Genomic DNA, 25,181 nt, shown 5'->3' with positions numbered 1-25,181 from the left:
ACCCCGGGTGGTGTGTTCCGACTTCCGCTACACCCGAACAATCCGCCTGTATCCGGTCCTGCCGTTCAGGTGCGTTGCAGTACACCAGGAGGCACAGTGAACGAGCAGGAGGCTTTCCGTCCGGACGGAAACGATCCTGACGACGACCAGTCGGAGTTCGACCTGACCGGCGAGTTCAAGATCGATTTTGCCGCGCCGGCCTGGTACGCGAGCACCGACACCAGTGGTGGCGGCGCGGGTGCCGCAGCCACTCCTGCGGCTCCTCCTGCGACTTCGCCCACCACTCCGCCGGCCGTGGCGCAGCCCCCCGGGCCGCCCATGGGCCAGCCGGTGACCGGCTCTTCTCAGGGCGCGCAGGTGCCCGGCGTTCCGCAGTCGGGCGCGCCGACGGCGCCGTCTCCGGTCGAGGCCGCACCGCCCGGTTTCCCGACGCTGCGCCCCCAGGACACCGGTGCCGCACCGGCCACGCCGGAGGCTGCCGCGGAGGCGACCGCTCCGGCCGCGAACAGCGCTGCCGGTTCCGGCAATCAGCGCTCCGGTACGGGTGTCGACCCGTCGGCCTCCCTCTGGGACGACGACGAGGACGACGCGGAGCCGGCGACGGCAACGGCCTCGGAGCCGGAGGCCGCACCGACGGCTACGGAGGCTTCGGCACCGCTGTCGGCACCGCAGCCGGAGGCCGTCGTGTCCGACGCGCCTGCCGAGGGCGCCGCTCCGGCCCCTGAGGCCGCTGCGCCCGTCCAGCCGGCCCCCGAGGCCGCTCAGCACGGCGCACAGCCCGGGCAGCCCGTTCAGACCGCTCAGGGCCAGCCACAGCCGCAGCAGGCCGTCCCGCAGCAGCCTCTTCCGCAGCAGGCGGCGCCCCAACAGGCCGTCCCGCAGCAGGGTTACCCGCAGCAGGGCGCTCCGTGGGGCGCGCCCGCGGACGGTCAGCCGCAGGGCGTCCCGGGCCAGGGCGGACTGCCGCCGCTGCCGCCGGAGTTCCAGCCCGCCGACCCGCGGATGGCGCAGGCTCAGCAGGCCGCTCAGGCGCAGCAGGCGGCGCAGGCACAGCACCACCAGGCCGCTCAGCAGCAGGTTCCGGCCCAGCAGCCGCACCCTCAGCAGGCCCAGCCGCAGGCCGGCTACCCGCAGGCCCAGCACCCGCAGCAGGCCGGCTATCCGCAACAGCAGCAGGGTGCGCCCGCGCAGCAGCAGCCGGCGTACGGCTATCCGCAGTCCGGGTACGGCTACCCCCAGCAGGCCCAGCAGCAGCCGCAGAACCCCAACGCGGCCGCTCAGCAACCCGCGTACGGCTACCCGCAGACGGCGGCCCAGCACTACCCGCAGCAGGGCGGCCAGCAGGCGCAGCCCGGGTACGACCAGCAGGCGGCCCAACAGGCGGCGGCAGCACAGGCCCAGCAGGCGCAGCAGGCCCAGCAGGCCCAGCAGGCGCAGCAGGCCCAGCAGGCGCAGCAGTACCAGCCGCTCCCGGGGCAGCAGGCCGCCGACCCCAACGCGGCGGCGAACTACGCCTCGTACTCGCAGCCCGGCCAGCAGCCCCAGCGGGCCGCGCCGGGAGCTCCGCTCGGCTACAGCGCAGCCGTCGAGCTGACCTCCGACCGACTGCTGCGCAACCAGCCCAAGAAGCGGAAGCCGGGCGCCAACGCCCAGCCGTCCAAGTTCAAGCTGGGCGCGAAGAAGGAGGAGGCCGAGCGGCAGCGCAAGCTGGAGCTGATCCGTACGCCGGTGATGTCCTGCTACCGGATCGCGGTGATCAGCCTCAAGGGCGGTGTCGGCAAGACCACGACGACCACCGCACTGGGTGCCACGCTCGCGTCCGAGCGGCAGGACAAGATCCTGGCGATCGACGCCAACCCGGACGCCGGCACGCTCGGCCGACGGGTGCGCCGCGAGACCGGTGCGACCATCCGTGACCTGGTGCAGGCCATCCCGCACCTGCACAGCTACATGGACATCCGGCGGTTCACCTCGCAGGCCCCCTCGGGTCTGGAGATCCTCGCCAACGACGTCGACCCGGCCGTCTCGACGACCTTCAACGACGACGACTACCGGCGGGCGATCGACATCCTCGGTCGGCAGTACCCGATCATCCTCACCGACTCGGGCACCGGTCTGCTCTACAGCGCGATGCGCGGAGTGCTCGACCTCGCCGACCAGTTGATCATCATCTCCACGCCGTCCGTGGACGGTGCGAGCAGCGCCAGCACCACGCTGGACTGGCTGTCCGCGCACGGCTACGCCGACCTGGTGCAGCGCGGCATCACGGTCATCTCGGGTGTCCGCGAGACCGGCAAGATGATCAAGATCGAGGACATCGTGTCGCACTTCGAGACCCGCTGCCGCGGTGTCGTCGTGGTGCCCTTCGACGAGCATCTCGCCGCCGGCGCCGAGGTCGACCTCGACATGATGCGCCCCAAGACCCGCGAGGCGTACTTCAACCTCTCCGCCCTGGTGGCCGAGGACTTCGCGCGCGCCCAGCAGGCGCAGGGGATGTATCCGCAGCAGCAGATGGGCGGCGACCCGTACGCCCAGCAGCAGTACGCCCAGCAGGGCCAGCCGCAGCAGGGGCACCCCCAGCAGGGCGGCCACCCCCAGCAGGGGCAGCAGCAGCCGCAGCAGGGGCAGCCGCCGGCCGGTTACCCGCCGCAGCAGGGGGGCTGGACCCAGCAGCCCGCCCAGCCGCCGGCTCACTGGCAGCAGCAGCCCGCTCCGGACGCACCGCAGCAGGAGCAGCCGGGTCTCGCACCGGGCTGGCAGCAGCAACCGCCTCCGCAGTGAGGCACGCGGCGCGCACGACGCGTCGCACGGCGCAACAGAGGCGGGGCCCGGCACTGATCAGTGCCGGGCCCCGCCTTTTGCCTGCCGCCAAAGCACTGCGTACCCCGGACGAGTGAACGACTCCCGGCCGAACCACCCCTGGAACAAGCCGAGTTGAGGCGCCCGAGGCGGAACGGCGAGCGGCGTCGCAACCACGCGATCACGGCACCGGAGCCCGCCAGAAAAACGCAGCACTCCAGCTCGCGCACCGCGCCACCTGAGTGCACCACCACACCCGCGAACCGCGGCACTCCGGCTCACAAACCGCCGCAACACATCAGCGCACCGCACCACTTGCGCACGCGAACCGCACCACTACACCCGCCCACCCCCCGAAGGGGGGTGGGCGGCGGGGAAAAACCAAGCGGTGGGAAAACCAAGCAGTGGGGAAAAAGCCCGAGCGGCCGGGAAAGACCAAGCAGCCGGGAAAACCAAGCGGCGCAGAAAAAAACAACAGCAGCCTCGTCGGCCGGAAAACAGGCCGGCCGAAAAGGCCAACCGCCCAGCCGGCACCTCAGCCCGCCGCGATCAGCCCCCGGGCCAGCTTCACGTCGACCGCCATCCGCTCCAGCAGCGCGTCGAGGGTGTCGAACTTCTCCTGGCCGCGGATGTACGCGAGGAAGTCCACCCCGACGTGCAGGCCGTACAGGTCCAGCCCGACGCGGTCGATCGCGTACGCCTCGACCGTGCGCACCTTGCCGTCGAACTGCGGGTTGGTGCCGACCGAGACGGCCGCCGGCATCGCCTCGCCCTCGACGTGCAGCAGGCCCGCGTAGACCCCGTCGGCCGGGATCGCGGTGTGCGGCAGGGTCTCCACGTTGGCCGTCGGGAAGCCCAGTTCACGGCCGCGCTGGGCACCCCGTACGACGACGCCCTCGACGCGGTGCGGCCGCCCCAGGACCTCCTTCGCACCGGCCACGTCGCCCTCGGCGATCAGCCGCCGGGCGAGCGTGGAGGAGAACGGCTCGCCGCCGCCCGCCTCGCCGCGCTCGTAGAGGTCGATGACCTCCACGGTGTAGTCGTAGGTCTTGCCCAGCTCGGCGAGGGTGTCGACGTTGCCGGTCGCCTTGTGCCCGAAGCGGAAGTTGGGGCCCTCCACGACGACCTGCGCGTGCAGCTTGTCGACCAGCACCTTGACCACGAAGTCGGCCGGCGACAGCTTCGAGAACTCCTTGGTGAACGGCAGGACCAGCACCGCGTCCACGCCCAGCTCGGCCATCAGCTCCGCACGCCGGTGGTGCGGCGCCAGCAGCGGCGGGTGAGTGCCCGGGCGTACGACCTCGCTCGGGTGCGGGTCGAAGGTGACGACGACCACCGGGAGACCCTGCTCCCGGGCGCGCTCGACGGCCTTCCCGATGATCAATTGGTGGCCGCGGTGCACTCCGTCGTACGAGCCGATGGTGACGACGCTGCGTCCCCAACCCTCGGGGATGTCCTCCAAGCCACGCCAGCGCTGCACTGTGCCCGCTCCTCGCCCGAACTCTCGTCAGTCCACTGCGCCACGTCGGCATGGCGCAGGTCTAAGACTGCCATGCCCCGGGTGGTGCTTTGTGCGAAGGGGGCCCCGGGGGGCCTCCGGTGGACCGCCGCCGGCCGTGGCCGGGGCCCGGTGCCCGGCCGTTCCTCAGCCTCCCGGGCAGCCGGCGAGCGTGGCTCGGGCGCCGGGCCCCACCACCGCCGCCCACTCCCCCGGCTCGGCCGCGACCCAGCCCTGGACGCGCCGGGCGAAGCCGGGCACCCGGCGTCCCAGCTCCGCCAGCTGCCGGTCGAAGCAGGCCGCGCCCTCAGGGGTGCGGGCCAGCAGCGTCCCGGCCCGGTGCACCAGCTCCCGGGTGCGCTCCTCGGGCCGCCCTCCGGCGCCCTCGGCGGCGACCCGCAGCAGTGCCTCCAGGACGCGCGTGTCCCGGCCGGTGCCCGGGTCCGTGTACGCGCCGTGCGTCGCCGTCTCCGCGTACCACGCCTCCCGTGCGAGCAGCACCTCCAGCAGTTCGCGGCGCAGCGGGGCCGAGTCGCCGGAGCCCGGCTCGGCGAGTACGGCGGCGAGGGCGCACCGCACCGGCACGGGGTAGCCCGTCAGCAGCTCCAGCGCGAGCGGGCGGAGCGCGGCGCGGGCGGCCGGCCCGCGCTCCAGGCGGTGGCCGACGAACGCGGCCACCGGGTGCGCGGCGCGGTCAGGGCAGTGGCCGGCGTAGGCACGGACGAGCCCGGCGGTGCGGGCGGCGATCTCCGGCGCGTCCAGGCGGGCGAGCATCCGCAGCAGCGGGCCCGCCACGGGCGGCCCCTCGTCGCCGACGAGCCGGGCGCGGAAGGCGGCCAGCACCCGGCCCGGGTCGTCGGTGAGGGCACCCTCGAAGGCCGTCGGCGGCAGCTGCGGGTCTCCGGCGACGAAGCGTGCCAGCGCCCGGTCCAGGAAGCGCGGACGGGCGGCCGGATCGCCGATCAGCAGGGCGAGCGCGGAGCCGTGGTGGGCCTCGTCCTCGGCCCGGGAGAGCAGACGCAGGGCCGCTTGGCGCACCAGCGCGCGGTCGGTCGCTCCGGTGGCGTACGGGGCCACCCGCAGCCCGTAGGAGACGGCGGCGAGGCGGCGACGGGGGTCCTCGTCGTGCGCCCAGCGGTCGACGGCGCGGCAGACCGCCGCCGGCTCGTCCTCCGCGAGGGCCTCCAGCAGTTCGTCGCCCTTGGGGTGGACGGCGGCCACCAGGGCGTCGAGGAGGGCGTCGGGGGCCCGCCGGCGGTGGGTGTGCAGCAGCGCCTGTGCGGCGGACGCGACGGTGAGTTCACGGGGAGCGGCAGGTACCGCCCGGTCGGGATCAGTGGTCGGGGCGGCGGGGCGTTGCAGCGGACGGATGTCGTCGAACCAGGAGCACAGCAGCGGCTGGATCCGCTCGGGAGCCGCCCGCAGCAGCCCGGCCGCGGTGTCCAGGAAGCGTTCCGGGGGCGGCGCGGTGCCGTCGCGGCGGGCCGGGGTTCCTCCGTGGGCGGGCTCCTCCCCGGTGGGCTCGTCGTGGGGGTCCGCCGCGTGGGTGCCCTCCCCCGGGGCCGGGTGGACGCGGACCCGGGGCGGCTGGGCGAAGGTGCGGTGGCCGGGGGGCGGTGCGGCGCGGTCCGGCTGCCGCGCCGCGGCGGGCGGGCCGTCGGACGGCAGCAGGCGGCGCAACAGGTCCATCCGGTCCTCGTCGGCCAGCGCCAGCCGCTCCCAGAACCACGGCCCGAACATCTCCAGCCCGGTGTGCGCGAAGCCACCCGCCCGCAGTGACCGTTCGGTGATCCGGTCGGCGAGCAGCCGCAGCACGCCGGTGTACGGCGCGGCGTCGGGGACCCGCAGCAGCACACCGGCCAGCAGCTGGGCGGCCCACCGGCGGCCGTCCTCGGCCTGCGCGACCGGCGGCCCGGCGGCGGGCGCGGTGACCATCGGCACCAACTCGGCCAGCCGGAAGGTCAGTTGCACCTTCCCCTCGCGCCGGGCGAGCAGCAGCAGCCCCTGGACGGCCGGCCCGATGCGGTGGCCTCCGGGGACGGGCAGCAGCTCGAGGTCGACGTGTGCGCCCTGCAGCCACTCCGCCAACTCCTCGTGCGCGAAGCGGTATCCGGGGCCGGCCGGCACCAGCAGCCCCTCGGCGAGCACCGCGGCGGCCCAGCCGGCGCCGGGCGGGAAGACCTCCTCGAAGGAGGTGCGGTCCAGCGTGCCCGGGCCGGTCCCCAGACAGCGGCGGGCCGCCTCGTGCACCTGGCCGGCGACCTGGGCGGCCAGGCGGCGCACGGCGGTGCCGCGCGGCGCGGGCCGGTGCCCGTCCGCGATCCGCCGGGCGATGCGCAGACAGGCCAGGCTCAGGTAGGCGTCGAAGATCTGGTGGCGGTCGGGGGCCGCGGCCGGCCCGTGGGGGCCGTGCCCGCCCGCGTCGCCCTGGCCGAGCGCCTCCCGGACCTCCGCGAGCAGCCGCAGCGCCAGCGGGTGGCCGGCGTCCTGGGGGGCGGTCGCGCGGGGCGGGAGCCCGTAGCGTCCGCGGGCGCGCTCCGCCGCCTCCGGGGCGAGGTCCCCGATCCCGAGGCAGGGGGGCAGGCCGGGCAGCGGGCGCTGCGGCCGGTGCAGCAGACCGGACGGGAAGAGCGCGCCGGTCCGCTCCCAGTACTCCGGGCGGCAGGCGAGGACGAGTCGCACCCCCGCCGTCCGCAGCCAGTCGCCCGTCGCGGCGGTCCAGGCGGCCAGCCGCTCCGGCCGGGCCAGCTCCGGCGGCATCTCCTCGGGGGCGTCCAGGAGCACCAGCAGGGGGCGGCCGGCCGCGGCGGCGAGCCGGGCCACCGCGTCGGGGGTGAGGTCCGTGGGATCGCCGGCGGTGCGGCCGGACGCGGCGAGGGTCAGGCCCGCCGAGCGCAGCACCCGCCCGACCGCGGTGCGCAGTCCGTCGTCGTCGGCGCGCAGCTCGGCGCCGCACAGCCGGACGGTCGGCGCCGGGTGCGGGCCCGTCGCGCGGCGCTCGGTCAGCCGCGCCAGCTCCGTGCTCCGTCCCGTCCCGGGGTCCCCCACCAGGCCCAGCACCGGCGCCGTGCCCTCGTCCTCCGCGAAGCGGGTGAACTCCGCGGTCAGTTCGGGTCGTTCGACGGGTACGGGGTCCCGCGGCAGCCGCCCGGCGGCCTCCGCCGTGAGCAGGGTCAGCCGCAGCGCGCCGGCCGGGTTGAGTTCGCTGCCGTAGGCGGGGACAGTGGCCGCGTTGCGTTCCAGCAGCGCGGCGAGCGGGCTCCGGGGCGCGGCCTCGGCGACCGCGCGCAGCCCGATGGCGTGGCCGCCGGACCGGCGCCCGCTGTGCAGGGCGGTGCCGAGCACGCCGAGCACCACGCCGGTACCCGCGTCCAGCACCGGCCCGCCGACCGCCGGCCCGCCCAGCCGCAGCGCTTCCCGGCCGCCCGCGCACAGGCCCAGTTCGAGCGTCTCGTCGAGGAGGTGGACCCGGTCCGTCGCGGTGTACGTCACGTCGCGGCCCGGTCCGACGACCGTGCCGTCCAGCCAGCCGCCCGCCCACAGCCGCGCGGCGGTGCCGGCGGCGGGGCGGCCCGCGGCGATCGGCAGCGGCACCAGGCCGTGCGGCCGCAACGCGTCGGTCCGTACGAGGGCGAGCCCGGTCTCGGGCAGCGGGGTGATCGCCCCGGGCTCCACGGGGCGCGTCCAGGCGGTGGCGCCGGCACCCGCATCCGGGGACTGCACCATCGGTTGCAACACGAGGCGCTCCGCCCCGTCCACCGCCTCGTGGCTGGTCACGACCGTGCCGTCGTGGTCCGCGAGGAACCCCGTGCCGCGTGTCCGACCCGCCAGATCGCGGATGCGCACCAGTGCCACGTCCGCATCGGCATCCAGCAACGCCATTGCCGATCCTCCCCGCCTGTTCCGTTCTCCGACGGTAAGCAGGCGGTGATCGTCGCGGTGGGCTGCTGCGGGAAAGCGCCCCCGTCCACACCTTGATTCACTCCGAGCGCCTCACCGAATGAGTGAATGCCGGTAACGCGCTGGAGAGAGATCAGGCGGAGGGGGATGGTGGAGCGCGGACCGGTTCCCGAGCCGGTCCGGACGGCCCGCGTTCCACCACCTTCGTGCCCTGGCTCTGCTGCCTAGACGGCGAAGACCGCCAGGCTCTTCGCCTTGCCGCCCTGGTTCTCCACCAGCGCCAGGAAACGGCCGTCCGGCCCGAAGGCGGCGACCGGGCCGTTGCCCTCGAAGTGCGGCATGGCGATCCGCGCGCCGTTCAGCAGCAGCCGGGCCTGGGGCTCGGTGACGTCCCAGCGGGTGAAGGCCGCCTCGGCGGCCTCCCCGACCGGCATGACCGGCAGGCCGCCACCCTCGGGATCGTCCACCGCGGCCTGCAGCTGCTCCAGCGTGCGCGCCCGGTCCAGCTTGTACGGGCCGACCCGGGTGCGGCGCAGCGCGGTCAGGTGGCCGCCCACGCCGAGCCCGGCGCCCAGGTCACGGGCGAGGGCGCGGATGTACGTACCGGACGAGCACTCGACGGAGACGAGCAGGTCGGTCACCGGGGTGCCGTCCTCCGCCTCGGCCTCGTGCGCGGAGTGCACGACGAACGAGGAGATGGTCACCGGACGCGCCGGGATCTCCACGTCCTCGCCGTCGCGGACCCGGGAGTAGGACCGCTTGCCGTCGATCTTGATCGCGCTGACCTTCGACGGGACCTGCATGATCGCGCCGGACAGCTGCGCGACGCCGGCGTCGATGTCCTCGCGGGCGATGCCGTGCGCCGCCTTGGACGCGGTGATGTCGCCCTCGGCGTCGTCGGTGATCGTGGTCTGCCCGAGCCGGATCGTGCCGACGTACTCCTTCTCGGTCAGTGCGAGGTGGCCGAGGAGCTTGGTGGCCCGCTCCAGGCCGAGGACGAGGACGCCCGTGGCCATCGGGTCGAGGGTGCCGGCGTGGCCGACCCGGCGGGTGCGGGCCATGCCGCGCATCTTCGCCACCACGTCGTGCGAAGTGAAGCCGGACGGCTTGTCGACGATGATCAGGCCGCCCGGCTTGTTGCTCTCACGCTTCATTCTGCGCCGGTGCCCTCGTCGTCCTCGTCGTCGCCCGGCTTGCGGTACGGATCGGCCTCGCCGGCGTACTGGGCCCCCGAGGAGACCTCGCGCACCTTGGCGTCCGAGGCCCGTGCCTTGTCGAGCAGGTTCTCGATGGTCTTGGCGTTCTCCGGCAGTGCGTCCGCCACGAACGTCAGGGTCGGCGTGAACTTCGTGCCGGCCGCGGCGCCGACCGCGGAGCGCAGGATGCCCTTGGCGCTCTCCAGTCCGGCGGCCGCGCTGGCCCGCTCCTCGTCATCGCCGTAGACCGTGTAGAAGACCGTAGCCTCCCGCAGGTCGCCGGTGACCCGGGTGTCCGTGATGGTCACGTGCGAACCGAGCCGCGGGTCCTTGATTCCGCGCTGCAGCTTCTGGGCGACCACCTCCCGGATGAGGTCCGCCAGCTTCTTCGCCCGCGCATTGTCGGCCACTGGTCCGTCTCCTTCTTGTCTTCCACAATTGTGCTTCCACCGGCGGCGCCGTGCCCCGTGACCAGGTCAGTCGTCGTCGCCGTGCAGCCGTCGGCGCACCGACAGCAGCTCCACTTCGGGCCGTGCGGCGACCAGGCGCTCGCAACGGTCCATGACATCGGTCAGATGCCCCGTGTCCCCGGAGACCACCGCCAGACCGATGGTGGCCCTGCGGTGCAGATCCTGGTCCCCGACCTCCGCGACGCTCACCGCGAATTTGCGGTGCAGCTCGGCGACGATCGGGCGGACGACGGAGCGCTTCTCCTTGAGCGACCGTACGTCGCCGAGAAGCAGGTCGAAGGACAGCGTCCCTACGTACATGCAAGACGGGTCAAGCCACCCGTGGGGCCTTAGGTGTCCGTGTCATGGGAACCGTACACGGAACGGCCGGGGCCGATCGACGGAGTTTCTCCCTCCTGCCGCCGCCTTCGCGGCGGCAGGAGGGGCCCAGCCGACCGGCCCCGGTACGTCGCTGCGTGATCAGCCGCGAGGCTTCTCGCGCATCTCGTACGTCGCGATGACGTCGTCGATCTTGATGTCGTTGAAGTTTCCGAGGTTGATACCGCCCTCGAAGCCTTCGCGGATCTCGGTGACGTCGTCCTTGAAGCGGCGCAGACCCTGGATGTTGAGGTCCTCCGCGACCACCTTGCCGTCGCGGATGAGGCGCGCCTTGGTGTTGCGCTTGACCTCGCCGGAGCGGATGAGCACACCGGCGATGTTGCCGAGCTTGGACGAGCGGAAGATCTCGCGGATCTCCGCGGTACCGAGCTCGACCTCCTCGTACTCCGGCTTCAGCATGCCCTTGAGGGCCGCCTCGATCTCCTCGATCGCCTGGTAGATGACCGAGTAGTACCGGACGTCGACACCCTCGCGCTCGGCCATCTGCGTGGCACGGCCTTCGGCGCGCACGTTGAAGCCGATGACGATCGCGTCGGAGCCGGTCGCCAGGTTGATGTCCGACTCGGTGACCGCACCCACACCGCGGTGCAGGATGCGGATCTCGACCTCTTCGCCGACGTCGAGCTGGAGCAGCGAGGACTCGAGAGCCTCCACCGAACCGGACGCGTCGCCCTTGATGATGATGTTGAGGTCCTGCACCAGGCCGGCCTTGAGCACCTTGTCGAGGTCCTCCAGCGACACCCGGCGGGTGCGCTTGGCGAAGGCCGCGTTGCGCTCGCGGGCCGCGCGCTTCTCGGCGATCTGACGGGCCGTACGGTCCTCGTCGACCACCAGGAAGTTGTCGCCGGCACCCGGGACGTTGGTCAGACCCAGGACCAGGACGGGGGTCGACGGACCCGCTTCCTCGACGTTGTTGCCCTTGTCGTCGAGCATCGCGCGGACTCGGCCGTAGGCGTCACCGGCGACCATCGTGTCGCCGACGCGGAGCGTTCCGCGCTGGACGAGGACGGTGGCGACGGCGCCGCGACCGCGGTCGAGGTGGGCCTCGATCGCAATACCCTGCGCGTCCATCTCCGCGTTGGCGCGAAGGTCGAGCGAGGCGTCCGCGGTGAGGACCACGGCCTCCAGCAGGGAGTCGATGTTCTCGCCCTGCTTGGCGGAGATGTCGACGAACATGGTGTCGCCGCCGTACTCCTCGGCCACCAGGCCGTACTCGGTCAGCTGACCGCGCACCTTGGTCGGGTCGGCGCCCTCGACGTCGATCTTGTTGACCGCGACCACGATCGGCACCTCGGCCGCCTTGGCGTGGTTCAGGGCCTCGATCGTCTGCGGCATGACACCGTCGTTGGCCGCCACCACGAGGATCGCGATGTCGGTCGACTTGGCACCACGGGCACGCATGGCGGTGAACGCCTCGTGACCCGGGGTGTCGATGAAGGTGATCCGACGCTCTTCTTCGTTGACCTCGGTCGCGACCTGGTAGGCACCGATGTGCTGGGTGATGCCGCCGGCCTCGCCCGCGATGACGTTCGTCTTGCGGATCGCGTCGAGCAGTCGGGTCTTACCGTGGTCGACGTGACCCATGACGGTCACCACCGGCGGACGCGCGACGAGCATGTCCTCGCCGCCCTCGTTCTCACCGAAGTCGATGTCGAAGGACTCGAGAAGCTCGCGGTCCTCCTCCTCCGGGCTGACGATCTCGACGACGTAGTTCATCTCGTCGGCGAGCAGCTGCAGCGTCTCGTCGGAGACCGACTGGGTCGCGGTGACCATCTCGCCGAGGTTCAGCATGACCTGGACCAGCGACGCCGGGTTGGCGTTGATCTTCTCCGCGAAGTCCGTCAGCGAGGCACCGCGCGACAGGCGAACCGTCGCACCGTTGCCGCGCGGCAGCATGATGCCGCCGACCGACGGGGCCTGCATGGCCTCGTACTCCTGACGGCGCTGCCGCTTCGACTTGCGGCCACGACGCGCCGGACCGCCGGGACGGCCGAACGCACCCTGCGTGCCACCACGGCCACCGGGACCGCCGGGACGACCGGCGAAGCCAGGACGACCGCCGCCGAAGCCGCCGCCACCACCGGGACCGCCGCCACCGGGACGACCGGCGAAACCGCCGCCGCCACCCGGACGACCGCCGCCGCCACCGGGACGACCGGCGAAGCCGCCGCCACCGCCCGGACGACCGGCACCGCCGGGACGACCGGCACCGCCGGGACCGCGACCGCCGCCGCCACCGGGGCCCGGACGCGGGCCGGCAGCCGGACGCTGCGGCATCATGCCCGGGTTCGGACGGTTACCGCCGCCGGGACGCGGGCCGGCACCGCCGGGAGCCGCACCCTGCGGACGGGGCATACCACCGGGGGCCGGACGCGCGCCGCCCTGGCCCTGGGGACGGGGGCCACCCTGGCCGCCGCCCTGCGGACGCGGGCCGCCGGGGCCACCCTGGCCGCCGGGACGCGGGGCGCCACCGGGACGGGGGGCCTGCGGACGGGCCATGCCCGTGGAGCCACCGGAGGTGAAGGGGTTGTTGCCCGGACGCGGACCGGAGGGACGCGCGCCGGGACGGGGTGCCGGACGCTCGCCACCGGGACGCGGGGCGCCACCGCGACCCTGACCACCCTGACCGGAACCGGACGCCGGACGGGCCGGGCGCGGGCCGGGGGTGGCACCGGGGCGGGGAGCCGACGGCGCGGAGGCGGCCGGCGGAGCCTGGAACTCGGGCTGCGCGGGGGCGGCCGGAGCGGGCTTGGGTGCCGCGGGGCGCGCCGGTGCGGGGCGCGGGCCCGGGGTGGGGCCGGCGGCGGGAGTGCTCTTGGGGGCAACCGGGGCCTCAGGGGCAACCGGGGCCTCGGGGGCCTTCGGCGCCTCGGGGGCTGCCGGAGCCGCGGGGCCCGGCTTGGGGGCGCCCGGCTTCGGGGCAGCAGGACGGGCCGCCTGCGCCGGAGAGGGCGCCGACGGCTTCGAGGGGGCCGACTTGCGCGGCGCCGCGGGCTTACCGGCGGCGCGGCCGTTGCCGCTGCCTGCCTGGAAAGCGTCGGTCAACTTGCGAACAACCGGCGCCTCGATCGTCGAGGACGCCGAACGGACGAATTCACCAAGTTCTTGGAGCTTGGCCATGACGACCTTGCTCTCAACGCCGAACTCCTTGGCGAGTTCGTATACCCGGACCTTAGCCACTTCGCTCCTTCTAGGTCCGGGTTGTCCACCGGACCGTCGCTACTTCATGGGCGTACTCATCGCGTACTCATCGAGTGCTCATCGCAATCTCGACCTACTTCCGACTCGCGAGGTACCTGACCGCACGGTTTTCCGTGCGCTGTGCGTTCTTGCTGTGCGTTATTGCATGGGCGGCTTCAACCGGCGCCCCGTTCGAGGAACCGACGCAACTCCGTCGAATCGAACGGTCCCCGGCCCCGAAAGGCCCGGGGGAACGCCCGGCGGCGAACCGCCAGGTCGAGGCAGACCAATGTGGGATGCACGTACGCACCCCGGCCGGGCAGCGTACCGCGAGGATCGGGGGCACACTCACCCTCGATCGCCACGATGCGCAGCAAATCGCCCTTGGCCGCTCGCTCCCGGCATCCCAGACAGGTGCGCTCAGGGCATGCCCGGGCATGCGTCCGGCCAGACACTGCTTAAGTCTACCTCCCCGCACCGACCCGACCCCGATGGGGTAAGGGCCGGAGCGCTGCTCAGAATTCCCGGTCGGGCGCCGCGACACCACCGATTTTCCGGAATGCGCGGCACCCGTCGATCACTGTGGGTGATTTCAGTCCTGCGCCGAGTGCTCGGTGTCCGGGCGGATGTCGATCCGCCAGCCCGTGAGACGGGCGGCGAGCCGGGCGTTCTGCCCTTCCTTGCCGATGGCCAGTGACAGCTGGTAATCGGGGACGGTGACCCGGGCGGACCGCGCCGCCAGGTCCACGACCTCGACCTTGCTGACCCGGGCCGGCGACAGCGCGTTGGCGACCAGCTCGGCCGGGTCGTCCGACCAGTCCACGATGTCGATCTTCTCGCCGTGCAGCTCGGCCATCACCGCGCGCACCCGGCCGCCCATCGGGCCGATGCAGGCGCCCTTGGGGTTGAGTCCCGAGCGGGTGGACCGCACGGCGATCTTCGTACGGTGCCCGGCCTCGCGGGCGATGGCGGCGATCTCCACCGACCCGTCCGCGATCTCCGGCACCTCCATGGCGAAGAGCTTCTTCACCAAATTGGGATGTGTCCGCGACAGCGTCACGGACGGCCCGCGCACGCCCTTGACCACCCGGACGACGTACGACCGCAGCCGCGTGCCGTGGGCGTAGTCCTCACCGGGGACCTGCTCCTGCACCGGCAGGATTGCTTCCAGGCGGCCGATGTCGACCAGGACGTTCTTGGGGTCCTTGCCCTGCTGGACGACGCCGGTGACGACATCGCCCTCCCGTCCGGCGTACTCGCCGAACGTGATCTCCTCCTCGGCGTCCCGCAGCCGCTGCAGGATGACCTGCTTGGCGGTGGTCGCCGCGATCCGGCCGAAGCCCGAGGGGGTGTCGTCGAACTCGCGCGGCTCGGCACCCTCCTCCAGGTCCTCCGGGTCCTCCTTCGCCCACACCGTCACATGACCGGTGCTGCGGTCCAGCTCCACCCGCGCCCGCCGGCGGCTGCCTTCGGTGCGGTGGTAAGCGATGAGGAGGGCCGACTCGATCGCCTCGACCAGCAGGTCGAACGAGATCTCCTTCTCCCGCACCAGCCCCCGCAGGGCACTCATGTCGATGTCCACGGCTACGCCTCCTCCTTGTTCTCGTCGATCTTCTCGTCGTGCTGCGCGTCGCGCTTGTCGGACTTGCGGTTGAACTCCAGCTCGACGCGCGCCTTGGCGATCTCGTCGAAGGAGACCCGGCGGGCGGTCGGCTTGCGGCCCTTCACACCCGGTACCTCGAGGTCCAGTCCGTCCTCGTCAACGGCGATGATCCGGGCGACCAGCTCTCCGGACCCTGCTGCGTCGGTCAGTTGGGCCTTGATGAGGCGGCCGGCGGCGCGGCGGTAGTGCCGCAGCTCGGTCAGCGGCCGGTCGGCGCCCGGGGAGGTCACTTCGAGGGTGTAGGGCGCGCCGCCCATCACCTCGGTGTCGTCCAGGACCTGCGACGCCTCGCGGCTCAGCTCGGCGCACTCGTCCAGCTGGACGCCCTCGTCGGAATCGACCACGATCCTCAGCACCCGCCGCTTTCCCGCCGGTGTCACCTCGATCTCTTCCAGATCCAGGTCTCGCGCGGCGACGAGCGGTTCAAGCAGTCCGCGCAGCCTCTCGCTCTGGGTGGTGCTCATCCGGGTGACTCCTCGGCCGCGTGTGCTGTTGTGGGTAGGTCGCGTGTCGGGTCAAAGCCTATCGGTTCCGGCGGGGTACTGACGATTCGGTGGGTCGTCACGGATACTCTCGCCTGCGGTGATCACTACGAAAGACCCCGGGAAGTGCAACGTGCCGAAAGTGGCGCTCTCACGCAGAAGGACCCTGCTGGCCGGCGCCGCCCTCGGGGGCGCGGCACTGCTCACCGGCTGCTCCTCGGACGACGGCCCCGACCGGGGCGAGGACTCCTCCGCCGCCGAACGGCTGCGCGAGCGCTCCGCCCGCGACAGCACGGCCCTGCTGGCGCGCTACGACGCGACGCTGGCCGCCCACCCCGCCCTGGCGGAACGGCTGCGTCCGCTGCGCTCCGAAGTCGCCCGGCACGCCCGGGCGTTCACCGAGCACCGTGCCGCCCCCTCCCCCAGCGGCACCCCTGCCAAGGGCCGGGCGCACGAGGCCGCCGCACCCGCCGTGCCGCACGACGAGAAGGCCGCCCGCAGCGCGCTGGCCGAGGCGGAGCGCAAGCTCGCCGACGTCCGGACCCAGGAACTGCTCGCCGCGCCGCCGGAGCTGGCCCGGCTGCTCGCCTCGGTGGCCGCGTCCGGCGCGGCGCACGCGTACCTGCTCGCCGAACCGGCCGGGTGACGTCCGCCGGATGACGGCACCCGGCACGGCAGGACGTACGGCACCGACCAGCGAAGGGGCGCACCCATGAGCACACGAACGGCTCACCAGGCGAAGAAGCGGGACGACGCGGAGGACGCGGACGGCACGGACGAGCTGACGGCGGTACAGGCGGCGCTGGCCGCCGAGCACGCCGCGGTCTACGGCTACGGCGTGGTCGGCGGCCGGATCGCCGCCGGCCGGCGCAAGGAGGCGATGGCCGCGTACGACGCGCATCGGGCACGCCGGGACGCGCTGCACCGCGAGGTGCGCGACCTGGGTGGCACCCCGCAGGCCGCGGCCGCCGCGTACGAGCTGCCGTTCCCGGTTCCGGACGCGGCCGCCGCGGTCCGGCTGGCGGCGGAGCTGGAGGACCGGCTGGCGGCCGTCTACGCCGACCTCGTACGGGCCGGCGGCCGGGCCCGGCGGCGGGAGGCGGCCGGGGCGCTGCGGGAGGCAGCGGTGCGGGCGGTGCGCTGGCGCGGCGGCGGCGTAGCCTTCCCTGGGCTCGTGGAGCGGGCCGCGGCCGCCGCTCCGTCCGGCTCCGAGGACGCCTCCGCGGGCGCGCTCTGAACGACCGCCGGGGGCCTTGGCCCAGGACGACGTGGTGGGCGGGCGCGGGATCGCGCGGCCGCCCCACCTGAAGGGACAGCTCGAGCATGGCAACGGCACCCATCGAACCGCCGCAGCGGTTGGTGAGTTCGCTGAGCGGCGATCCGGACAGCGCCGCTCAGGAGTGGCTGCACGCGCTGCCGACGCTGGTTCAGCAGCGCCTGGACGCCTGGGAGCTGACGCTGGAGCGGGTGCACGCGCCCGGTGGCCGCAGCAGCCTGCTCGCGCTCGTACGGCAGCAGGACGGCACCCCGGCGGCGCTGAAGCTGCCGGTGCCGGGCGCGCGGTCCGCGCAGGAGGCGGCCGCGCTGGCGGTGTGGGACGGCTGGGGCGCGGTGCGGCTGCTGCGCTCCGACGACGGCAGCGGCGCGCTGCTGCTGGAGCGGCTGCAGAGCGGGGTGTCGCTGCGTTCGCTGCCGGAGGCAAAGGCGCTGCTGGAGGCGGCCGGCACGGCGCGCCGGCTGTGGGTGCCGCCCGGTGCGGGGCACCCGTTCGCGACCGTGGCCGGCCGTACGGAGGAGGCGGCGGAGGCGCTGCGGACCGCCGGGGCGGACGTCCGTACGGCCGCGCCGCTGGTGGACGAGGCGCTGGAGCTGCGCCGTGCCCTGCCGGCCGGCTCCGACGAGGAGTTCCTGCTGCACGGCGCCTTCCGGCAGGGCAAGGTGCTGGCCGGCGAGCGGGCGCCGTGGCTGGCGACCGGGCCCGCGCCGGTGGTCGGCGAGCGGGCGTACGACCTGGCGGCGCTGGTGCTGGACCGGTTCGAGGACGTGATGGCCGGCTCCGGTGCGGCCGCCGCGGCCCGCCGCCGGGTCGCCAAGCTCGCCGACTCGCTGGACGTGGACCGCGACCGGCTGCGCGACTGGACGCTCTACCGGGCGGTGGACACCGGCGTGCGCGAGGTGGCCGCCGGCGACCGTCAGCGCGGCGAACTGCTGCTGGAGTTCGCGGCCTGGCTGTAGCGCGGGAACGCGAACGGGCCGGCCGGGGTGTTCCCCGGCCGGCCCGTTCGCGTTGGCTCAGGCGCCGAGTCGCGCGACCGCTTCCTCGACCGTGAGCTCCTCGCGCTCACCGGTGCGACGGTCCTTGACCTCGACGACGCCCTCGCCGGCGCGACGGCCGGCGACCACGATGGTCGGAATGCCCAGCAGCTCGGCGTCGGTGAACTTCACGCCGGGCGAGACGCCGGCGCGGTCGTCGACCAGCACCCGCAGGCCCGCGGCGCCGAGCCGCTCGCCGAGCTCCAGCGCGAGCTCGGTCTGCGTGGCCTTGCCGGCCGCGACGACGTGCACGTCGGCCGGCGCGATCTCGCGCGGCCAGCACAGGCCCTTGTCGTCGTGGGTCTGCTCGGCGAGCGCGGCGACCGCACGGGAGACCCCGATGCCGTACGAGCCCATGGTGACCCGCACCGGCTTGCCGTTCTGGCCGAGGACGTCGAGCTCGAAGGCGTCGGCGTACTTGCGGCCGAGCTGGAAGATGTGGCCGATCTCGATGGCGCGGTCGATCTTCAGGCCGGCGCCGCACTTCGGGCAGGGGTCACCGGGCTCGACGACGACCACGTCGAGGTAGTCGTCGACCTCGAAGTCCCGGCCCACGACCACGTTGCGGGCGTGCTTGCCCTCCTTGTTGGCGCCGGTGATCCAGGCCGTGCCGGGGGCGATGCGGGGGTCGGCGATGTAGCGGAACGCCTTGCCGGCCAGGCCCTGCGGGCCGACGTAGCCGCGGACCAGCTCCGGGCGGTCGGTGAAGTCCTCGGCGGTGACCAGCTCGACGGTGGCCGGCGCGAGGTGCTCGCCGAGCTTGCCGAGGTCGACCTCGCGGTCGCCGGGCACGCCCACCGCGACGATCTCCCCGTCGACCTTGACCAGCAGGTTCTTCAGGGTCGCGGAGGCCGGCACGCCGAGGTGCTCGGCGAGCGTCTCGATGGTCGGGGTGTCGGGGGTGTCCAGCTCCTCGACGGGGCCGTGGGCGGAGCCGTCGGCCGGCTCGACCTTGACCGTGACGGCCTCGGTGTTGGCGGCGTAGTCGCAGCTCGGGCAGTCGACGAAGGTGTCCTCACCGGCCGCGGCGGGCGCCAGGAACTCCTCGGAGGCGGAGCCGCCCATCGCGCCGGAGACGGCGGAGACGATGCGGTAGTCCAGGCCCAGGCGCGCGAAGATCTTCTGGTACGCCTCGCGGTGCAGCGCGTAGGACTGCGCCAGGCCCTCGTCGGTGGTGTCGAAGCTGTACGAGTCCTTCATGTGGAACTCGCGGCCGCGCAGCACGCCGGAGCGGGGGCGGGCCTCGTCGCGGTACTTGATCTGGATCTGGTAGAGGATCACCGGCAGGTCCTTGTAGGACGTGCACTGGTCCTTGACCGTGAGGGTGAAGATCTCCTCGTGGGTGGGGCCGAGGAGGTAGTCGGCGCCCTTGCGGTCCTTGAGGCGGAAGAGCAGGTCGCCGTACTCCTCCCAGCGGCCGCTGATCTCGTAGGGCTCCTTGGGCAGCAGGGCCGGCAGCAGGACTTCCTGGCCGCCGATCGCGTCCATCTCCTCGCGCACGACGCGGGAGACGTTCTCCAGGACCTTCATGCCCAGCGGCAGCCACGTCCAGATGCCGGCGGAGGAGCGGCGGACGTACCCGGCGCGGACGAGCAGCTTGTGGCTGGCGGTCTCGGCGTCGGCCGGGTCGTCGCGCAGTGTCTTGATCATCAAGCGGGACATGCGCTGGACCTGTGCGGCGTTGGCCATGGGAGTTTCTCCTGCGTAAGAAAGGTGACTCCCTGGAGGTTAGCCGCCCGGGTGTGGCACACGGAAATGGGTTGCGGCCCGGACACGCCCTAGCGGCGCTTGAGCGGCAGCGCCGCGCCCATCACCGCGTACGGCGTCGGCGCGCTCGGGAACAGCACCCGGCGGGCGATGTCGCGGTAGCCGAGGGAGCGGTACAGGCCGCGTGCCGGGCTCTCCACGTCGATGGCCGACAGGATGGAGCGCGGCTGGGTCGCCTCGTCGGTGATGCGGGTGATCAGTGACCGTCCGATGCCCCGGCCCTGGTAGGCGGGGTGGACGTGCAGCTCGGTGATGGTGAAGGAGTCGTCGAGCCAGTGGTCGAGGCCCTGGCTGCGCAGATAGGGCTCGACGACGGTGGACCACCAGTGGGCGCGGTCGTTGGGCATGCCGTAGACGAAGCCGATGAGCCGGCCCGCGGGGGTGGTGGCGCCGAGGGCGCGGGCGCCGGGGCAGCCGAAGTGGCGCAGGACGATGTGCCGGCGGACGGCGATCTCGTCGTCGCTCAGTCCGAACGCGAGCGCCTGGACGGCGAGCGCGTCGTCCACGCGGGCAGCGAGATCGAGGGGGCCGACCGCGACGTCATCCATGGTCGGAGCGTACAAGGCCGCGGGCCGGAACAGTACGCCGGCGGCGGGTCAGAACAGCACACTCATGAACGCGCCGACCTCTTCGAAACCCACCCTGCGGTAGGAGGCGCGGGCGGCGGTGTTGAAGTCGTTGACGTAGAGGCTGACGACGGGGGCGACATCGCTGAGCGCGTAGCGCAGCACAGCCGCCATGCCGGTCTCCGACAGGCCCTTGCCGCGGTAGGCGGGGTCGACCCAGACGCCCTGGATCTGGCACGCCCGCTGGGTGGCGGCGCCGATCTCCGCCTTGAAGATGACCTTGCCGTTCTCGACACGGGCGAACGAGCGGCCGGCGCCGACGAGTTCGGCGACACGGGCCTGGTAGAGCAGACCGCCGTCGCCGGCCATCGGGGAGATGCCGACCTCCTCGGTGAACATGGCCACGCACGCCGGCATGATCAGGTCCATCTCGTTCTTGCGGATGCGCCGGACGTACGGGTCGGGGGCGATCTCGGCGGACGGCCCGGTGGTGACCATCAGGGGCTGGTGGGCGCGGATCTCGCGGGCCGGTCCCCAGGCGGGCTCCAGCAGGGACCACAGCTCGGCGGTGGGTCCCGCGGGGCCGACGATGGAGGAGCAGCGGCGGCCCTGCCGGCGGGCGCGCTCGGCGAAGCCGCGGACGGCTTCGGAGGTGGCGCAGACGGGGACGAGGTTGGCGCCGGCGTAGCAGAGGGACTCCAGGCGGCCGTCGGCGTACCAGCCCCACATCTCGCCGCCCAGCCGCCAGGGGTCGAGGCCGGCGATCTGGACGCGAGCGGCGACGAAGGCGTTGGCGACCGGGTCGCGGTCGAGCACCGCGAGCGCGTCGTCGAGTTCCCCGGGCTCGAGGACCTTGATGGCGGGGGTCGTCAGCACGTCTCGGAATGCCTCACCGGTACGGGCCTGGGAGGCCAGGCGGGAGCAGGTTCTGGCACTTTACCTCCACCTGCGCGGGAGCACCCGGCCCGCGGGGGCGGCGGACGCCGGGGAGGGTGCGGCACCGGCCGGGGAAGCCCTGAGCCCCGCGGCCCGGGGCGGGCGGCGGGGCTCGGAAGCGGTGGGTGGGCGGCCGATCAGCCGGCGGCGGTGACGACCGGCTCGCCGGAGGCGATGCCGTCCTTCTCCATCTGCTCGGCGATCTTCATGGCCTCTTCGATCAGGGTCTCGACGATCTTCGACTCGGGGACGGTCTTGATGACCTCGCCCTTGACGAAGATCTGGCCCTTGCCGTTGCCGGAGGCGACGCCGAGGTCGGCCTCGCGGGCCTCGCCGGGGCCGTTGACGACGCAGCCCATGACGGCGACGCGCAGCGGCACCTCCATGCCTTCGAGGCCCGCGGTGACCTCGTCGGCGAGCTTGTAGACGTCGACCTGGGCGCGGCCGCAGGACGGGCAGGAGACGATCTCCAGCCGGCGCTGGCGGAGGTTGAGCGACTCCAGGATGGAGATGCCGACCTTGACCTCCTCGGCGGGCGGCGCGGACAGCGAGACCCGGATGGTGTCGCCGATGCCCTCGCTGAGCAGCGCGCCGAAGGCGACCGCGGACTTGATCGTGCCCTGGAAGGCGGGGCCGGCCTCGGTGACGCCGAGGTGGAGGGGGTAGTCGCACTGGGCGGCGAGCTGGCGGTAGGCGTTGACCATCACGACCGGGTCGTTGTGCTTGACCGAGATCTTGATGTCGCGGAAGCCGTGCTCCTCGAAGAGGGACGCCTCCCACAGCGCGGACTCGACCAGCGCCTCCGGGGTGGCCTTGCCGTACTTCTGCAGCAGGCGGCGGTCGAGGGAGCCGGCGTTCACGCCGATGCGGATCGGGGTGCCGGCGTCCGCGGCGGCCTTGGCGATCTCCTTGACCTTGTCGTCGAACTGCTTGATGTTGCCCGGGTTCACCCGGACCGCGGCGCAGCCGGCGTCGATGGCGGCGAAGACGTACTTCGGCTGGAAGTGGATGTCTGCGATGACCGGAATCTGGGACTTCCGGGCGATCACCGGGAGGGCGTCGGCGTCGTCCTGCGTCGGGCAGGCGACCCGGACGATCTGGCAGCCGGAGGCCGTCAGCTCGGCGATCTGCTGCAGCGTGGCGCCGATGTCGGACGTCCGCGTCGTCGTCATCGACTGCACCGAGACCGGTGCGTCTCCGCCCACGGCGACCGTTCCGACGTGGATCTTGCGGCTGACCCGGCGGTCGGCCAGCTTCGTCGGTACGTCCGGCATTCCCAGTGAAATGGCAGTCATCTGGCGAGCAACCCCAAGGTGTGGATCAAGGTCCCGAATCGGCGGGCTCCGGGTTTCGAGATTACGGCACCGGTATTGCGATAGGCACATCGCGCCCCCGTGGACCCCCGAAAGAGAACGGCCGGACACCTCCAAACGCCACGGAGGTGCCCGGCCGTCCCCAAACCTTCTTTCAGGTCAATTTCACCGGATTCACCACGTCGGCGACGAGCACCAGCAGCGTGAAGCAGATGAAGATCCCCGCGACCACGTAGGCGACCGGCATGAGCTTGGCCACGTCGAAGGGGCCCGGGTCGGGGCGCCGGACGATCTTGGCGAAGGCCCGCCGGATGGCCTCCCACACGGCGCCGGCGATGTGCCCGCCGTCGAGCGGCAGCAGCGGGAGCATGTTGAACAGGAAGAGCGAGAGGTTGAAGCCGGCGACCAGGAAGAGCATCGTCGCCACCCGCTGCTCCGGCGGGATGTTCAGCGAGAAGACCTCGCCGCCGACGCGTGCGGCGCCGACCACGCCCATCGGGGAGTCCTGCTTGCGCTCGCCGCCGTTGAAGGCCGCGTCCCACAGGTCCGGGACCTTGCCGGGCAGGTGGACAAGCGAGGAGACGCCCTGCTCGACCATGTTGCCCATGCGGTCGACGGACTGGCCGAAGGACTGCTGGACGACGCCGCTGGCGGGCGTGAAGCCGAGGAAGCCGGCGGTGACGAACTGGCCGGGGAGGTAGCCGCCGTGCCCGTCGGTCTTGGCGACCTTGTTCTCGATCAGGTCGGCGTGCAGCGTCCTGCGCACGCCGTGCCGCTCGACGACCAGCGTCGCGGGCCCGGTGGTGTCGCGGATCTGCTGCTGGAGGGTGCCCCAGTCGGGGACGGCGTGCCCGTTGAACGAGACGATCTTGTCGCCGGCCCGCAGGCCCGCGGCCTTGGCCGGGGAGTCCTTGGCGCCGTGCGGGCACTTGTCGGTCTTGGCGGCGGCCGAGATGACGCAGTCCGAGACGGAGCCGACCTGGGTGGTCTGGGTGTTGATGCCGAAGCCCATCAGCACGCTCATGAAGATCACGACCGCGAGGATCAGGTTCATGAACGGCCCGGCGAACATCACGATGACGCGCTTCCACGGCTTGCGGGTGTAGAAGAGCCGCTTCTCGTCGCCGGGCTGGAGCTCCTCGAAGGCCGCCGACCGGGCGTCCTCGATCATCCCGCGGAACGGTGAGGTGGAGCGGGCCTGCAGCTTTCCGTCGTCGCCGGGCGGGAACATCCCGATCATGCGGATGTAGCCGCCGAGCGGGATGGCCTTGATGCCGTACTCGGTGTCGCCCTTCCGGCGGGAGAAGATCGTCGGCCCGAAGCCCACCATGTACTGGGGCACGCGGATGCCGAACATCTTGGCCGTGGAGAGGTGGCCGAGCTCGTGCCAGGCGATGGAGAACAGCAGGCCGACGACGAAGACGACTATGCCGAGGATGGTCATCCAGGTCGTCATGCGCGAGCCTCCGAGGGTGTCCGTGCCGCACGGGCGGCCAGTTCGCGGGCGCGTGCGCGCGCCCAGGTCTCCGCCTCCAGGACGTCCGCGACGGTCAGAGAAGTTCCCCGGGCGGGCGTGCCGTGTTCAGCGACCACATCGGCGACGGTATCCACAATCCCTGTGAAAGGCAGCCCGCCTTCGAGGAACGCCGCCACGCACTCCTCGTTCGCCGCGTTGAAGACGGCCGGCGCGGTCCCGCCCAGATCACCCACGTGGCAGGCCAGCGGGACGGACGGGAAGGCGGACGCGTCGAGCGGGAAGAACTCCCAGGTCCGGGCCTTCGTCCAGTCCACGCCCGGTGCGGCGTCCGGGACCCGCTCGGGCCAGCCGATGCCCAGCGCGATCGGCATCCGCATGTCGGGCGGACTGGCCTGGGCGAGGGTGGAGCCGTCGGTGAACTCCACCATCGAGTGGATGTAGGACTGCGGGTGGACGACGACCTCGATCCGGTCGAAGGGGACGTCGAAGAGCAGATGCGCCTCGATGACCTCCAGGCCCTTGTTGACCAGGGTCGCGGAGTTGATGGTGACGACCGGGCCCATGGACCAGGTGGGGTGGGCCAGCGCCTGCTCGGGCGTGACCTCGGCCAGCTCGCGCTTCGTACGGCCGCGGAACGGGCCTCCGGAAGCGGTGACGACGAGCTTGCGGACCTCGGCGCGCTCGCCGCCGGCCAGCGCCTGGAAGAGCGCGGAGTGCTCGGAGTCGACGGGGACGATCTGGCCGGGCTTCGCGACGGCCTTGACCAGCGGGCCGCCGACGATCAGCGACTCCTTGTTGGCGAGGGCCAGCACCCGGCCGGCCTTCAGGGCGGCCAGGGTCGGCGCGAGGCCGATGGAGCCGGTGATGCCGTTGAGGACGGTGTGGCACTCGGAGGCGGCCAGCTCGGTGGCCGCGTCGGGGCCGGCCAGGATCTCGGGCAGCGGCTCGCCCGCGCCGTACCTCTCGGCCAGCGCCGCGCGCAGGGCCGGCAGCGCATCCTCGCGCGCCACCGCGACGGTGGCCACCCGCAGCTGGTGCGCCTGCTCGGCGAGCAGGTCGGTCCGCCCGCCGGCGGCGGAGAGCGCGGTCACCCGGAAGCGGTCGGGGTTGCGCCGCACGATGTCGATCGCCTGGGTGCCGATCGACCCGGTGGAGCCGAGGATCACGATGCTGCGCGGGCCGTCGGGGTCGCCGGAGGCCGGCTCGAAGCGCAGGTGCGGATGGGCGAGGGAGTCCGTCATGC

Annotated in this window: 19 protein-coding genes; 4 read left to right on the top strand and 15 right to left on the bottom strand. The window is 73.0% G+C overall.

All coding sequences use genetic code 11. The features are described 5' to 3' along the window. Positions 1–96: 96 nt before the first annotated feature. Complete coding sequence (locus OO62_RS23225; RefSeq protein WP_033269488.1) at positions 97–2,781, top strand: SCO5717 family growth-regulating ATPase; 2,685 nt, start codon at positions 97–99, stop codon at positions 2,779–2,781. A gap of 553 nt (positions 2,782–3,334) precedes the next feature. On the opposite strand, the gene OO62_RS23220 is transcribed toward OO62_RS23225, so the two are convergent. The 9 genes from OO62_RS23220 to rimP form a co-directional block, all read right to left on the bottom strand. Next, positions 3,335–4,279, bottom strand: coding sequence for a bifunctional riboflavin kinase/FAD synthetase (locus tag OO62_RS23220; protein ID WP_033269487.1), 945 nt, complete (start codon positions 4,277–4,279; stop codon positions 3,335–3,337). Between the two features lie 165 nt (positions 4,280–4,444). Further along, positions 4,445–8,179, bottom strand: coding sequence for a S1 family serine peptidase (locus OO62_RS23215; RefSeq protein WP_033269486.1), 3,735 nt, complete (start codon positions 8,177–8,179; stop codon positions 4,445–4,447). A 242-nt stretch (positions 8,180–8,421) separates the two neighbouring features. Further along, positions 8,422–9,351, bottom strand: coding sequence for a tRNA pseudouridine(55) synthase TruB (truB, locus tag OO62_RS23210; RefSeq protein WP_033269485.1), 930 nt, complete (start codon positions 9,349–9,351; stop codon positions 8,422–8,424). Beyond that, positions 9,348–9,803, bottom strand: a complete 456-nt coding sequence (gene rbfA, locus OO62_RS23205) for a 30S ribosome-binding factor RbfA (protein WP_033269484.1) — start codon at positions 9,801–9,803, stop codon at positions 9,348–9,350. The genes truB and rbfA overlap by 4 nt, the downstream gene beginning before the upstream one ends. 66 nt (positions 9,804–9,869) lie before the next feature. Further along, entirely contained in the window at positions 9,870–10,163 is a 294-nt protein-coding gene (locus tag OO62_RS23200; RefSeq protein ID WP_033269483.1) for a DUF503 domain-containing protein, read from the bottom strand. Positions 10,164–10,322: 159 nt separating this feature from the next. After that, complete coding sequence (infB, locus tag OO62_RS38275) at positions 10,323–13,421, bottom strand: translation initiation factor IF-2 (RefSeq protein ID WP_077193587.1); 3,099 nt, start codon at positions 13,419–13,421, stop codon at positions 10,323–10,325. A 176-nt stretch (positions 13,422–13,597) separates the two neighbouring features. Then, positions 13,598–13,876, bottom strand: coding sequence for a YlxR family protein (locus tag OO62_RS38270; protein ID WP_077193586.1), 279 nt, complete (start codon positions 13,874–13,876; stop codon positions 13,598–13,600). 137 nt (positions 13,877–14,013) lie between these two features. Continuing rightward, the gene (nusA, locus tag OO62_RS23190) at positions 14,014–15,003 is read right to left on the bottom strand and encodes a transcription termination factor NusA (protein WP_033269481.1); all 990 of its coding nucleotides are present in this window, start codon (positions 15,001–15,003) and stop codon (positions 14,014–14,016) included. Between the two features lie 2 nt (positions 15,004–15,005). Next, positions 15,006–15,548: a ribosome maturation factor RimP gene (gene rimP, locus OO62_RS23185; RefSeq protein ID WP_033269480.1), complete on the bottom strand. Its 543-nt coding sequence runs from the start codon at positions 15,546–15,548 to the stop codon at positions 15,006–15,008. Positions 15,549–15,708: 160 nt separating this feature from the next. Here rimP and OO62_RS23180 point away from each other — a divergent pair, with 160 nt between their 5' ends. The 3 genes from OO62_RS23180 (at position 15,709) to OO62_RS23170 (ending at position 17,801) form a co-directional block, all read left to right on the top strand. Beyond that, entirely contained in the window at positions 15,709–16,212 is a 504-nt protein-coding gene (locus OO62_RS23180; protein ID WP_078617322.1) for a hypothetical protein, read from the top strand. A 66-nt stretch (positions 16,213–16,278) separates the two neighbouring features. Continuing rightward, positions 16,279–16,803, top strand: a complete 525-nt coding sequence (locus OO62_RS23175) for a ferritin-like domain-containing protein (RefSeq protein ID WP_078617321.1) — start codon at positions 16,279–16,281, stop codon at positions 16,801–16,803. 86 nt (positions 16,804–16,889) lie between these two features. Further along, on the top strand, positions 16,890–17,801 hold the full coding sequence (locus OO62_RS23170) for an aminoglycoside phosphotransferase family protein (protein WP_033269478.1): 912 nt from the start codon (positions 16,890–16,892) through the stop codon (positions 17,799–17,801). Between the two features lie 57 nt (positions 17,802–17,858). Here OO62_RS23170 and OO62_RS23165 read toward each other — a convergent pair whose 3' ends face one another. The 6 genes from OO62_RS23165 to dxr all read right to left on the bottom strand — a co-directional run bounded on the left by OO62_RS23165 (position 17,859) and on the right by dxr (position 25,179). Further along, the gene (locus tag OO62_RS23165) at positions 17,859–19,568 is read right to left on the bottom strand and encodes a proline--tRNA ligase (protein ID WP_033269477.1); all 1,710 of its coding nucleotides are present in this window, start codon (positions 19,566–19,568) and stop codon (positions 17,859–17,861) included. Positions 19,569–19,657: 89 nt separating this feature from the next. Next, on the bottom strand, positions 19,658–20,194 hold the full coding sequence (locus OO62_RS23160) for a GNAT family N-acetyltransferase (RefSeq protein WP_033269476.1): 537 nt from the start codon (positions 20,192–20,194) through the stop codon (positions 19,658–19,660). Between the two features lie 48 nt (positions 20,195–20,242). Further along, a complete protein-coding gene (locus OO62_RS23155) occupies positions 20,243–21,088 on the bottom strand; it encodes a GNAT family N-acetyltransferase (protein WP_033269475.1) in 846 nt (281 codons plus the stop codon). Positions 21,089–21,285: 197 nt separating this feature from the next. Then, entirely contained in the window at positions 21,286–22,443 is a 1,158-nt protein-coding gene (ispG, locus tag OO62_RS23150; RefSeq protein ID WP_033269474.1) for a flavodoxin-dependent (E)-4-hydroxy-3-methylbut-2-enyl-diphosphate synthase, read from the bottom strand. A 172-nt stretch (positions 22,444–22,615) separates the two neighbouring features. Continuing rightward, on the bottom strand, positions 22,616–23,917 hold the full coding sequence (locus tag OO62_RS23145) for a M50 family metallopeptidase (RefSeq protein ID WP_033269473.1): 1,302 nt from the start codon (positions 23,915–23,917) through the stop codon (positions 22,616–22,618). Further along, positions 23,914–25,179, bottom strand: coding sequence for a 1-deoxy-D-xylulose-5-phosphate reductoisomerase (gene dxr, locus OO62_RS23140; RefSeq protein ID WP_033269472.1), 1,266 nt, complete (start codon positions 25,177–25,179; stop codon positions 23,914–23,916). Before dxr ends, OO62_RS23145 begins: the two co-directional genes overlap by 4 nt. Positions 25,180–25,181: the final 2 nt, after the last annotated feature.

This window comes from Streptomyces lydicus, assembly GCF_000717345.1.
Taxonomy (GTDB): Bacteria; Actinomycetota; Actinomycetes; order Streptomycetales; family Streptomycetaceae; genus Streptomyces; species Streptomyces lydicus.
This window is presented reverse-complemented; position numbering and strand designations above follow the sequence as displayed.